A 12,573-nucleotide genomic window follows, 5' to 3' on the forward strand; every position below is an offset into this window, starting at 1 on the left:
GCTCATGGCAGGATTTTGCCATGCGCTACGAACGTGATCCCGTCGACCCTTTTGAGGATTCAAGCCTTCCCGACATGGCCCGCAAAGGGCGCGGGGCGGTCAGCAACCACGCCGGCCGCTATGAGCCGGGTTTGCGACCACAGGAAGATGACGGATGGCTGGAAAGCAAGGTCCGCGACGGCGAGGCCTTCTCCGGCCTCACCTTCAAGGGCAATCCGATCCACCTGACACCCAAACCGGCCGTCTCAGGCGGCGATGCGGACGAATTGCCACCGCTCAAGACCCATGTGGCGCTCGACCATGCGCGTTCGATCATCAGCCACAACCGTTCGCCGGATATTCCCTTCGACCAGTCGATCAACCCCTATCGGGGCTGCGAGCATGGTTGCATCTATTGCTACGCGCGCCCGACCCACGCCTATCTCGGCCATTCGCCGGGGCTCGATTTCGAAACGAAGCTCTACATGAAGGCCGATGCAGCAAAGCTCCTTGAGAAGGAATTGCGCAAGCCCGGCTACAAGCCCAGCGTGATCGCGCTTGGCGCCAATACCGATCCCTATCAGCCGATCGAGAAGCGCTATGGCATCACGCGCGAAGTGCTGCATGTGCTCGCGGCCTACAACCATCCGCTCGGCATCACGACGAAATCAGCCAATGTCTGCCGCGACATCGACATCCTGGCACCGATGGCGGCGAAGAACCTGGCCAAGGTCTATCTCTCGGTGACGACGCTCGACCGCGATCTGGCGCGCGTCATGGAGCCGCGCGCCTCGACCCCGCAAAAGCGCATCGACGCGATCCGCCAACTCGCTGGGGCCGGCATTCCGGTGGGCGTCTCGGTGGCGCCGATCATTCCCGGCCTCACCGATCATGAAATCGAGGCGATCATCGAGACGGCGGCAGCGGCCGGCGCCACGTCGGTCAATTGGACGCTGCTGCGCCTGCCGCTCGAGATCAAGGACCTGTTCCAGGAATGGCTGGAGGCGCATCACCCCTTGAAGGCCAAGCGCGTCCTCGATCTCATACGCGACTGCCGCGACGGCGCCCTCTACAAGGCCGAATTCGGTGAACGCATGAAGGGCAGCGGCCCCTACGCCACCCTCATTCGCCAGCGTGTGCAGGCGATCGTCAAGAAGCTTGGCCTCAACGGCTATCGCTGGGAAGTGGATAGCAGCCAGTTCAAGGCGCCCGCCGGGCGCATGACCGGGCCGGAGACTGCGGGTGAAAAGGCGCAGCTCAGTCTGTTCGGGTGAGCATCGCGACGGCAGAGAGGGGTGGGTGGCACGACCGCGCCCAAATTCCCGGGAACAACCTCGTCTTTAGCCTGTTTATACGGCGGCTCCCATTTTCAGATGAGGCTCGACATGTACGCGACCACCCGCGTGACTTTTCGAACGATCGTCATTGCCGGCGGGCTTGGCATCCTGCTGAACCCGATAGCCATCGTGATGCCCGCGAATGCCGATAGCAGCGGCACAGCTCAGCCGACCGAATCGCAACCCGTCAGCGGCAACAACTGCACCAATGGCGAGAAGATCGACGCGACGACGGCCGAGCAGGCCCTGGTGACGTTTAAGGCCGCGGGCTACAGCGACGTGCAGATCCTGGAAAAGGGCTGCGACAACTTCTGGCACGCGACCGGGACCAAGGGCGGCCAGAGCGGCAATATCGTGCTGTCACCGGACGGCATGGTGAGGCCGGAAGGAAACTGAGGGGGCAGGTCAGCTCGAAAGGTCCTCGCAGCTGCCGCCATCCAGCTTCAGGATCTTAAAGGGATCGCCGCGCAGGCGTTGCGAAATGAAGACGACGAAACCCTCTTCCTCTTCGCCCACCAGGATCAGTTTGTAGCCATTGCCCTGGTCAGCATAGACATCGAAGCAATAGGTTTCGCCAGGGTTGGGCCGGTCGTAGTTGTAGCAGACATGGCCGTCCCGCAACCGCCACAGGCCCTTCATCAACGTGCCGTCGTGAATGTATCGGCTCTGCCCATTCGGGCAGTGATATTCAGTCCAATTGTCCTGCCCGCCATCAGGCGTCTCGAAATATCCGATGATCGTATAGCCGCCGAGGATCGCCTGGAGCGCCGCCGGATCCGATATGGCGGTTTCACCCGCCTGCGGATGACTGCCGGCCGCCGCCTGGCTACAGCTGATCATTGACCAGCCGATCGCCATTGTGAGCGCGGCCACGACACGGCGGAACCGCAGCCGCGATGTGAACAATCCAGACATCGGCAAACGGACCTCCCTGGTCATTGCCTTATTTTTAGTCGCAAGGCTCTGCCGCCGCCAACCAATAGTTAACCAGGGCCACGCCTCCATTGTGTTTGCGGCGACTCTGTCCGATCAGCAAGATGGCGCCGGAACGCTCTGCAGGAGTCTTGGGCCATGCCCGACTGGTCTTATGAAATCGCCGCCGGCATGGAGACCGGCACGCTCGTCTGCGGTGTGGACGAGGTCGGGCGCGGGCCGCTGGCGGGGCCGGTGATGGCCTGCGCCGTGATCCTCGATCCGGCGCGAGTCCCCAAGGCGCTGCAGAAGCGGCTCGATGATTCCAAAAAGTTGTCGGCAGCGTTGCGCGACGAGTTCGCCGCCGCCTTGCGCGAGATCGCGGTCTTTTCGATCGCCGAAGCGAGTGTCGCCGAGATCGACGCGATCAACATTCTGCAGGCAACGCATCTTGCCATGCGCCGCGCCGTGGAGGGCCTCGCCCAAAAACCGGCCCATGCCCTCATCGACGGCAACCGGGCGCCGAAACTTTCCTGCCCCACCACCTGCATCGTCGGGGGCGATGCCAAATCCCTCACGATCGCCGCCGCCTCGATTCTCGCGAAGGTGGAGCGGGACAAGATCATGAGTCTGCTGGCGCTCACCCATACCGTATATGGGTGGGAGCGCAATGCAGGGTATGGGACGGCCGAGCATCTCAAGGCCATCCGGACCCATGGCATCACCCCACATCACCGCCGGTCATTTAGACCGATCTCTGAGAACATTCAGATAACCTGCTGACTCATAACACTTTCTCATTGACAGTCCGAGTCGCGTGACTCAGGATCGGCGCCATGACAAAGAAAGCGCCGAAGCCAAACCTCACCACTCTCCCCCTCGATTCCATCATCGGCGGGGACAGTATCGAAGCCTTGAACTCGCTCCCTGAGCGGTCGATCGACATGATATTTGCCGATCCACCATACAATCTTCAGTTGAATGGCGATCTGCATCGGCCGAATAACAGCCGTGTCGACGGGGTCGACAACGACTGGGACAAGTTCGCCGATTTTGCGACCTATGACCGTTTCACGGTGGATTGGCTGTCGGCCGCCCGCCGGGTCCTCAAGGATGACGGCTCGCTCTGGGTCATCGGCTCCTATCACAACATCTTCCGCGTCGGCGCCAAGCTCCAGGATCTCGGGTTCTGGATGCTCAACGACGTCATCTGGCGCAAGACCAACCCGATGCCGAACTTCCGCGGCCGGCGTTTCACAAATGCCCATGAAACCATGATCTGGTGCGCGAAATCCGCCGAAAGCCGCTACCAGTTCAATTACGAAGCGATGAAGACGCTCAATGACGATCTGCAGATGCGCTCCGATTGGCTGATGCCGATCTGCAGCGGTTCGGAACGCCTCAAAGGCGAAGACGGCGCCAAGGCGCATCCGACCCAGAAGCCGGAAGCTCTGCTCTACCGGATCATGATGGCGGCGACCAAACCGGGCGATGTCGTGCTCGATCCCTTCTTCGGAAGTGGAACGACGGGCGCCGTCGCGAAGAAGCTGGGACGTCGCTGGATCGGCATCGAACGCGACCCCAATTACATCAAGGTGGCCCGCGCCCGCATCGCCAAGGTGCAGCAGGTGCCAGAGAAAGAAATGCTGCAGATCATCTCCAAGCGCGAGGAACCGCGCATTCCCTTCGGCTGGCTCATCGAACGCGGTCTCCTGGAGCCCGGCACGGTGCTGACCAGCACCAACGGCCGCTTCACGGCGAAGGTGCGCGCTGACGGCACGCTCATTTCATCCGATCACAGGGGCTCGATCCACCAGGTCGGTGCCGCCGTGCAGGGTGCGCCCGCCTGCAACGGCTGGCAATTCTGGTGCGTGCCGCGCGAAGGCCAGCTCATCCCGATCGACTATTACCGCCAGCAATTGCGGGCGGAACTGCACTAAGCCGCGGCACCTCGTTTGTCATCCCCCGCCGTCGGCAAATGCCGACATTCGTCGGCTGGGGCGGGGGACCCACGAGTTTCTTTCCTTAGTCGTTGACGAACTCGTGGATGCCCCGGCCAAGCCGGGGCATGGCCGTAGAGATTACTTAGGCGAGCTTCGCCAAGCCGTGCTCGACGACTTTGCGCATGACGGTGGGGAGGGCGACGGTGCCGAGTTCGTCGATGGCGACCCACTGATAACGCGGATCGGATTTCGCGCCGGTCACCGCGAAGACGGTGAGATGCAGGGCGAAATGAGTGAAGACGTGCGTCACGCCGCCGTCGAGCTGGCGCCATTTGCCCTTTAGCGGCGCCAGTTTCGCAGCATCACCGGCATCGAGCGGTGCACCCAGCCAGTCGCTGGTCGGCACCTGCACCATGCCACCCAGAAGGCCCTTTTCCGGGCGTTTTTCGAGCGCGATACGGCCCTGTTTGTCGAGCATGAAGAAGCAGATTCCATAGCGCTGCGGCCGTGCCGCTTTGGGCGACTTCTTCGGGTAGCTTTCCATGTCGCCGGCCGCGTGAGCTGCGCAACCTGCGCGCAAAGGGCATGAAGGACATTTGGGCTTGGTCGGCGTGCACATGGTGGCGCCGAGATCCATGATCGCCTGCGCGTAATCGCCGGGACGAACATCCGGCGTGTAGCGCGCGGCCAAGGCGCGGAGTTCTTCCTTCGCCTTCGGCAAAGGTGTTTCGACGCGGTGCAGGCGGGCCATGACGCGCTCGACATTGCCGTCGAGGATGGTGGCCGGCACATCGAACGCGATCGCCGCCACCGCTGCCGCGGTATAGGGACCGATGCCGGGAAGCTTCAGCAACCCTTCCACGGTGCGGGGGAAATGCCCGCCATGGTCAGCCACCACCGTTTCGGCGCATTTCTTCAAATTGCGCGCGCGGGCGTAATAGCCAAGGCCGGCCCAGGCAGTGAGCACATCATCCAGAGGCGCGGCAGCCAGATCTTCAATGTGCGGCCAACGCGTGAGAAAGTCGCGGTAATAGGGCCCGACCGTCACCACCGTGGTCTGCTGCAGCATGATCTCGGAGAGCCAGACGTGGTAGGGATCGGCGGACTCGCCCGGGCCTGAGCGCCAGGGCAGGTGCCGGCGATGGCGGTCATACCAAGCGAGGAGTTTGGTGGCAGATGAGTCTGGCTGTTTGCGTGACATGGCGCGCGACCTTAGACTGCGGCCCATGAGCGCCCAAGAGGAAAAACCGGGGAAGAAAATCGAGGCCGAGCGGAAGAACCGCCTCTCGGCGCTGGCGAGTTCCGTGCCCAACCTCACCAAGCTCGCCCTGGGGAAGAAGGGCTTCGCCGAAGCAAGCCTCATCGGTGAATGGCCGACCATCGTCGGCGAGGATATCGCCCGCCTCGCCATTCCGGTGAAGATGCGTCTGCCGCGCCCAAAAAAGGATGAAAAGCCGGCGGGCGCCATTGCCCCCAATGTCGCTGGCGGCACCCTCACCTTGCGCGCGAGCCCTGCCGCGAGCCTCGAGATCCAGCATCTCAAACCCCGCATCCTGGAGCGGATCCAGCGCTATTTCGGCTATCCCGCCATCACCGAGATCAAGATCGAGATCGGCGAGCGGAAAAGGGGGGCGCCAAAGACCCGCCAGCCGGCCAAGGGCCAGGTCGCCCAGCCCGACCTCTCTAACGTCGCGGACCCTGACATCCGCGAGGCCCTGCGGCGACTCGGGGCGGCCCGCGCCAAGCGGGTCTGACACCCCTAAAACATTGCGTTTCCGTGAAATTCCGGCTGGACAGCGGACGACTCGCCCGAATCCAAAGACTTATCCGGTGACTCTTCATGTAGCCCAGCCGGGCCACCCGCCCGTCACCGAGGCCTCGCTTGCATGACCTCCTGAATCCTGCCAAATAGCGGCGAAATCGGGTCTCATCTCCAGAGCCCGGAAATGGAGGCAATGTTGAACCCGCGCAATCTGGTAATCGGTGTTGTTGTGCTGGCCCTTCTGGGCGTCGGCGGCTTCTATGCCTGGACCCATTATGGGCCGGGTGCGACCCCCGCGATCAGCGACAATCCGGCCCTGGCCGGCCTGCCGGCTCCGGTGGACAGCCCCATGAACCAGGCCCAGGAAGGCGACATGGTGCTGGGCGATGCCAACGCCCCCATTACCTTCATTGAATATTCCTCGCTCTCCTGCCCGCATTGCGCCCGCCATCACATGACGGTGCTGCCGGAGATCAAGAAGCAGTTCATCGACACCGGCAAAGTGAAGCTGGTGCTGCGCGACTTCCCCCTGAACGGCCCCGCCGTGCAGGCTTCGCTCCTCGCCCATTGCGTCTCGCCGCTCGCCTATTGGGGCATGGTCGACCAGCTCTTTGCGACACAGGCCCAATGGGTCAATGAGAATTCCGGCCCCGTGCTGGCCGGCATCGCCGCCGCCGCCGGCATCAATGGCCAGGATTTCCAGACCTGCCTCAACGACAAGGCGGTGAAGGACAAGATCATCGCCTCGGCCGAACAAGCCGACAAGGCGTACAAGGTCGATTCAACGCCGACCTTTGTCGTCAACGGCATCGTCATCAAAGGCGAAAAGTCGTTCGAGGAATTCAAGAAGATCTTGGACGCCCTCGCCCCTGCTGCAAACTAAATCACGACCTGTTTTAGGGAACGCCCAGCCTTGGTCCAGTTCAACAAGCTTCGCCTGACCGGCTTCAAATCCTTCGTCGAATCCACTGAGCTTTCGATTCAGGCGGGCATGACCGGGATCGTCGGCCCCAATGGCTGCGGCAAGTCGAATCTGGTCGAAGCCCTGCGCTGGGTGATGGGCGAAACCTCGGCCAAGCGCATGCGCGGCGGGGAAATGGACGATGTCATCTTCGGCGGCAGCGGCAATCGCCCGGCCCGCAACGTCGCCGAAGTCATCCTGACGCTCGACAACGCCGACCGCCGTGCCTCGTCGCAGTTCAACGACAGCGACGATCTTGAAATCTCGCGCCGCATCGATCGCGGCGAAGGCTCGACCTACAAGGTCAACGGCAAGGAAGCGCGCGCCCGCGACGTGCAGCTGCTGTTCCAGGACATCTCGGCCGGCGCCCATTCGACCGCCTTGGTGAGCCAGGGCCGCGTCGGCGCGATCGTCAATGCAAAGCCGACCGACCGGCGCTCGCTGCTCGAAGAGGCCGCCGGCATTACCGGCCTCCACACCCGCCGGCATGAGGCGGAGCTGCGTCTGAAGGCGGCGGAAGCCAATCTTGCGCGCCTTGATGACGTCATCATCACGTTGGAAAGCCAGCTCGGCCAGTTGAAGAAGCAGGCGCGCCAGGCGTCGCGCTATCGCAATCTGCAGGACCATATCCGCCGCGCCGAGGCGATCCTCTTTCATCTGCAATGGCAGGATGCGCGTCAGCGTCTGGAGTATTCGGAACAGACCTTGATGGCGGCCGAAACCGCCGTCGTCTCGCTGACCTCGGCCGCCGCCATCGCCGCCACCCGCCAGACGGAAGCAGCGACGGTGCTCCCCAGCCTCCGCCAGGCGGAAGCGGAAGCGGCCGCTGAACTGCAGCGCCTCACCATCGCGCGCGGCGCTCTCGACAAGGAAGAAGAGCGCATCGCCCAGGCCCGTGCAGATGCCGACCGGCAGCTGCGCGAGAACGAAGCCGATCACGGTCGCGAACTGGCGCTCACCAACGATGCCGTGGCCGCTGCCGCGCGCCTGTCCGACGAGCGCGCCGCCATCGAGGAAACATCCGGCGAAGAAGCCGCGATCTCCGAAGAGACGCAGCGCCGCGTCGAGGCAGCACAGGCCGAGGTCGACGAGAGCGAAGCCGAGCTCGGCCGCCTGACCCAAGACCTCGCCGCCGCGGAAGCCCGCGCGCAGGCCCTCATCCGCCGTCTCGACGAATTGCAGCAGCGCCGCCAGCGCCTGGGCAACCGTGCCCAGGAAGTCGATGCCGAGCGCCAGCGCCTGTCGGCCGAAATCGAGAACGATGCCGAGACGAGTGCCGCCCGCGCGGCTGTTGCCGAAGCAGAAGCGGCGCTCGAAGAAGCCCAGGCCGTCCTGGCCGAGATCGAGGCACAACGGGGTCTCGCCGGCGAGGCAGAGACCCGGGCACGTGCCCAGTTGCAGCAGGCGCAGGACCAGCGTCAGCGCCTGAAGGCCGAGGTCGACGCGCTCTCCTCGATCTTCGCCAATTCCGACGCCGACATGTGGCCGCCGCTGATCGACAGCCTGACCGTGGCGCCGGGATATGAAACGGCTCTCGCCGCGGCCTTGGGCGACGATCTGCAGGCCTCGACCGATCTCGGGGCGCCGACGCATTGGCGCGAAGGCCAAGCCGATGCTGCGGCACCTTCCCTCCCTGGCAACGCCGAACCGCTTTCGCGCTTCGTCACCGGCTCGGTGGCGCTTGGCCGTCGTCTTGCCCAGATCGGCGTGATCGAAGATGAAGCGACCTGCCGCGCGCTTGGACCACAGCTCGCCCAAGGCCAGCGCCTCGTTTCCAAAGACGGCGCCATGTGGCGCTGGGACGGCTTCACCATCGCCGCCGGCACGGAAACCGCTGCCGCCACCCGCCTGAAGCAACGCAACCGCCTGCGCGAACTTGAAGGCACGCTGCAGATTGCGGAAGCGGCGCTGGCCGAGGTCGAAGCGCAGTTCGGCTCGGCCCGTGACGAAGCGCAGGGGCTGATCGACCGCGAGCGCAACCAGCGCCAGACTTTGCAGGCGGCCTACAATACCGCGCGTCAGGCGCGTGACGCCGCAGCTCGCGTCGAGCAGCGCGCCACACAGATGCAGTCACGCCTTGCCGCCATCGCCGAACAGGCGGAAGCGGTCGCCGGCGACATCGCGGAACTGGAAGGTCAGTTGGAAGCGGCGGCCGCCGAGCGCGCCGAGCTGCCGGATCTCGACCAGGCCCGCCACCGCATCAACGAACTCCGGCCGGAAGTGGCTGAGCGCCGCACGCGCCTGGTCGAGGCGCGCTCCGCGCTCGATCGCCTGCAGCGCGAGGCGCAGCAGCGCCAGCAGCGCCTGCTGGCGATCGCGGACGAACTCCGTTCCTGGGAAAACCGCAGCCAGCGAGCGAGAGCGCATCTCGATGAACTGGTCGAGCGCCGCGCGCATATCGAGGCGGAAATCGAACGCCTCGCCGCCCTGCCGGAAGAAATCGCCCAGCAGCGCCGCGACCTCATGGATCTTCTCGAAGTCTCCGAGGAAAAGCGCCGCAACGCCGCCGATGCGCTGGCCGCCGCCGAAACCGCCCTCAACGAGGCCGATCGCGGCTTGAAGGGCGAGGAACACAAGCTCATCGAAGCGCGCGAGCAGCGCGTCCGCGCCGAGGCGGCGATCGAGCAGGCCAAGGAAGCCGCCGACACGTTGACCGAGCGCATCCGCGAGAAGCTGGAATGCTCGCCCGAGGAAGTACTGGGCTTGGCCGAGCTCGATCCCGGCGAAGGCTTGCCGGCCCGCGACGAGACCGAGCAGCGCCTCTCCAAGCTGCTGCGCGAGCGGGAGAATATCGGCCCCGTGAACCTGCGTGCCGAAACGGAATCGAACGAGCTCGACCAGCAGCTTGCCGGCATGCAGACCGAGCGTTCCGACCTCATCAATGCCATTTCGCGCCTGCGCCAGGGCATCGCCTCACTGAACCGCGAAGGCCGCGAGCGGCTGCTGGCCGCTTTCGAGCTGGTGAACGGCCATTTCACGTCGCTGTTCACGCGTCTCTTCGGCGGCGGCAAGGCGCACCTCCAGTTGACCGAAGCAGAAGATCCGCTCGATGCGGGCTTGGAAATCTTCGCGAGCCCGCCGGGCAAGAAGCTGCAGATCCTGTCGCTGCTCTCGGGCGGCGAGCAGGCCCTCACCGCCTTGGCCCTGCTGTTCGCCGTCTTCCTCGTCAACCCGGCACCGATCTGCGTGCTGGACGAAGTCGACGCCCCGCTCGACGACGCCAATGTCGAGCGTTTCTGCAATCTCGTGCAGGAACTGGCCGAAGCCTCGGGCACGCGCTTCCTGGTCATCACCCACCACCGTCTGACCATGGCCCGCATGGACCGCCTCTACGGCGTCACCATGGCGGAACGCGGCGTCAGCCAGCTGGTCTCGGTCGACCTCCAGGAAATCGCGCACCTCAAAGCCGCGTCATAAGGCTCTATCCGGCCCGCCAGGTCCCGTCATGCCCGGGTATGACGGCTATCGATGTGATGTTGGTTCCGACATTGCCGGTGCGCGGCCGTCACTGCCAATGCATGGGTGAGCCGAGAACATCGGCGACGCCGTGGCCCCAAAGGCCGCTGATTGCCAGCGAGACGATCCAGGCGATGCGGGTCCAGAGTTTACGGTCCGGATGTGCGGAGTAGAGCCAGGCCGGGACCCGGCCGGCGATCCAGGCGGTGAACAGGGCCGCGGCGGCACCCAGCGGCGCGAAGGCGGCCCAGAAGGGATAAAATGGATCGGTGATGAGGGCCGCCAGGATGCCGGCCAGGATCATGACCACCATGCCGCCGCCACAAACGACGGCGACCAGCGCCAACGCAGCAATTTTTCGCAAGTTTAACTCCCCTACCGTACCGACCAGCCGATTCGCCCCATCGGCCCAGACTGTCGCAGAACCCCGCCTCAGCCAAGGTCAGGCATGCGAGACTTGTTCACGTCACTCGGCGTTTCCCCTGAACTGGCCAAGGACAATCGTCCTGTTTTACCCTTCGGCGGCGCTTTTCCTGCCGCTATGCGGGAAACCAGCGGCCGTCGCGTCGGTTGATTGGGCAAGATCGATTCCGAAACGTTCCCGGAAAGGCCGCCGCAGGGCCTCGCTGGTGCCAATTTTCCGATTTATATTCAACAACTTAGACCACCTGAAATCACCTTGACAGCCTATCACCCCTTGCCTATGTTGCGCGCGCTTCTGCCGATCCTCCGATTGGCGGAGGTAGCGGCTTGTTGCTCGGGGGATACCTTGAGGATCGGCGACAATGACCGAACAGCAGCCCGATAATCTCGACCAGTTCAACGCGAAGCTGAAGGCGGCGCGGGAGCGGATCGAAGGCTCGGGCACCCAGGAACTGGCCCGCGAGGGCACTTCCCTGGGCTATGGCTTCCGCCTCAGCGTCGAATTGCTGGCGGGCCTGCTGGTTGGTCTGGGGATGGGCTACCTGCTGGATGGTTGGCTGGGTACGCGCCCCTGGTTGATGCTGGTTCTCATGATCCTCGGTCTCGGCGGCGGCATCCTCAACGTGATGCGCGTGTCGAAACAGATGGAGCAGCTGGAAGCTTCCAAGAAGGATCAACGTTAAGCGTCGACCCTTCGGGCCGGGCCACGGACGGAAGTCCAGCCGGGTTCGCGGGCGGCATCAACCGGGGATGACATCGTGGCCGAAGCCCATTCACCGCTCGCCCAATTCGAGATCAAGACGCTTGCCGATTTCCATCTGGGCGGCATCGACGCATCCTTCACCAACGCGTCGCTGATCATGGTCGTGGTCGTCGGCCTCATCACCCTCTTCATCGTCGCCGGCATGCGCAACGCCGCCATCATCCCGGGCCGTTTCCAGGGCATGGTCGAATTCTTCTATGAATTCATCGCCAATCTCCTCAAGGAGAATACCGGTTCGGCCGGCAAGCAGTTCTTTCCGCTGATCTTCTCGTTGTTCATGTTCATTCTGGGCGCCAACCTCATCGGCCTCTTCGGCGCCATCACCGTCACCAGCCACATCGTTGTCACCTTCGCCCTCGCCTTCATGGTCATCACCATCGTGACGATCGTGGGCTTCGTGAAGCACGGCACCCACTACTTCAGCTATTTCGCCCCGGCCGGTGCGCCGATGTGGCTGATGCCGCTGATGATTCCGCTGGAAGTCATCTCCTATCTCATCCGCCCGATCAGCCTCTCGGTCCGTTTGTTCGCCAACATGGTGGCCGGTCACGTGATGCTGGGCGTGCTCGGCACCTTCGTCGTCGGCCTGGGCGGTCTGTTCTTTGCGCTGGGCGCCATTCCGCTGGTTGCGATCCCGATGATCTTCGCCCTCGAAGTCCTGGTCGCCCTGCTGCAGGCCTATGTGTTCGCCATTCTCACCTGCATCTACCTCAACGACGCCATTCACCTGGCGCACTAAGGGCAGACGCAGAGAAGAAGTTCTCCATCAACACCAAGCAACGTTAATCCCAAGAAAGGACATCCATCATGGAACTCGAAGCCGCGAAAATGATCGGCGCCGGTATCGCAGCCCTCGCCCTCGGCGGCGCTGGCGTCGGTCTCGGTAACCTGTTCGGCAGCTACATGGAGGGTGCGTTCCGCAACCCGGAAGCCCAGAGCAAGCTGAAGGTCAACCCGATGCTCGCCTTCGCGCTGATCGAAGCCACGGGTCTGTTCGGCTTCGTCATCGCCATGATCATCCTGTTCGGCTAAGCCCG

General features: G+C 63.7%; 13 protein-coding genes. 10 read left to right on the forward strand and 3 right to left on the reverse strand.

The genetic code is table 11. The features are described 5' to 3' along the window. The first annotated feature begins 20 nt into the window (after positions 1-20). Both ACE3OA_RS07045 and ACE3OA_RS07050 read left to right on the forward strand, forming a co-directional pair. Positions 21-1,253 (forward strand): PA0069 family radical SAM protein, encoded by a 1,233-nt coding sequence (locus tag ACE3OA_RS07045; RefSeq protein WP_374309388.1) that lies wholly within the window; start codon positions 21-23, stop codon positions 1,251-1,253. A 111-nt stretch (positions 1,254-1,364) separates the two neighbouring features. Further along, the gene (locus ACE3OA_RS07050; RefSeq protein ID WP_374309390.1) at positions 1,365-1,712 is read left to right on the forward strand and encodes a hypothetical protein; all 348 of its coding nucleotides are present in this window, start codon (positions 1,365-1,367) and stop codon (positions 1,710-1,712) included. A gap of 9 nt (positions 1,713-1,721) precedes the next feature. On the opposite strand, the gene ACE3OA_RS07055 is transcribed toward ACE3OA_RS07050, so the two are convergent. Continuing rightward, a complete protein-coding gene (locus ACE3OA_RS07055) occupies positions 1,722-2,231 on the reverse strand; it encodes a hypothetical protein (RefSeq protein ID WP_374309392.1) in 510 nt (169 codons plus the stop codon). Between the two features lie 156 nt (positions 2,232-2,387). Between ACE3OA_RS07055 and ACE3OA_RS07060 the strand changes: the two genes are divergently transcribed. Beyond that, positions 2,388-3,011 (forward strand): ribonuclease HII, encoded by a 624-nt coding sequence (locus ACE3OA_RS07060; RefSeq protein ID WP_374309394.1) that lies wholly within the window; start codon positions 2,388-2,390, stop codon positions 3,009-3,011. Between the two features lie 53 nt (positions 3,012-3,064). Next, complete coding sequence (locus ACE3OA_RS07065; RefSeq protein WP_374309396.1) at positions 3,065-4,168, forward strand: site-specific DNA-methyltransferase; 1,104 nt, start codon at positions 3,065-3,067, stop codon at positions 4,166-4,168. Positions 4,169-4,313: 145 nt separating this feature from the next. Here the strand turns inward: ACE3OA_RS07065 and mutY are convergent, their stop codons facing one another. Further along, positions 4,314-5,372: an A/G-specific adenine glycosylase gene (gene mutY / locus ACE3OA_RS07070; RefSeq protein WP_374309398.1), complete on the reverse strand. Its 1,059-nt coding sequence runs from the start codon at positions 5,370-5,372 to the stop codon at positions 4,314-4,316. A gap of 25 nt (positions 5,373-5,397) precedes the next feature. On the opposite strand from mutY, the gene ACE3OA_RS07075 reads away from it, so the two are divergent. From ACE3OA_RS07075 to smc, 3 genes are all read left to right on the forward strand, one after another. Further along, on the forward strand, positions 5,398-5,925 hold the full coding sequence (locus ACE3OA_RS07075; RefSeq protein ID WP_374309400.1) for a DUF721 domain-containing protein: 528 nt from the start codon (positions 5,398-5,400) through the stop codon (positions 5,923-5,925). Between the two features lie 201 nt (positions 5,926-6,126). Further along, positions 6,127-6,816 carry a DsbA family protein gene (locus ACE3OA_RS07080; protein ID WP_374309402.1) on the forward strand — a complete coding sequence of 230 codons (690 nt, stop codon included), beginning with the start codon at positions 6,127-6,129 and terminating at the stop codon, positions 6,814-6,816. A gap of 30 nt (positions 6,817-6,846) precedes the next feature. Continuing rightward, positions 6,847-10,311, forward strand: a complete 3,465-nt coding sequence (gene smc / locus ACE3OA_RS07085; RefSeq protein ID WP_374309404.1) for a chromosome segregation protein SMC — start codon at positions 6,847-6,849, stop codon at positions 10,309-10,311. A gap of 88 nt (positions 10,312-10,399) precedes the next feature. Here smc and ACE3OA_RS07090 read toward each other — a convergent pair whose 3' ends face one another. Next, a complete protein-coding gene (locus ACE3OA_RS07090; protein WP_374309406.1) occupies positions 10,400-10,714 on the reverse strand; it encodes a hypothetical protein in 315 nt (104 codons plus the stop codon). A 421-nt stretch (positions 10,715-11,135) separates the two neighbouring features. On the opposite strand from ACE3OA_RS07090, the gene ACE3OA_RS07095 reads away from it, so the two are divergent. From ACE3OA_RS07095 to atpE, 3 genes are all read left to right on the forward strand, one after another. After that, entirely contained in the window at positions 11,136-11,456 is a 321-nt protein-coding gene (locus ACE3OA_RS07095; RefSeq protein WP_374309408.1) for an AtpZ/AtpI family protein, read from the forward strand. Between the two features lie 75 nt (positions 11,457-11,531). Next, entirely contained in the window at positions 11,532-12,275 is a 744-nt protein-coding gene (locus ACE3OA_RS07100) for a F0F1 ATP synthase subunit A (RefSeq protein ID WP_374309410.1), read from the forward strand. Positions 12,276-12,343: 68 nt separating this feature from the next. Then, positions 12,344-12,568 (forward strand): ATP synthase F0 subunit C, encoded by a 225-nt coding sequence (atpE, locus tag ACE3OA_RS07105; protein ID WP_374309412.1) that lies wholly within the window; start codon positions 12,344-12,346, stop codon positions 12,566-12,568. Positions 12,569-12,573: the final 5 nt, after the last annotated feature.

The organism is Dongia sp., assembly GCF_041906375.1.
Taxonomy (GTDB): Bacteria; Pseudomonadota; Alphaproteobacteria; order Dongiales; family Dongiaceae; genus Dongia.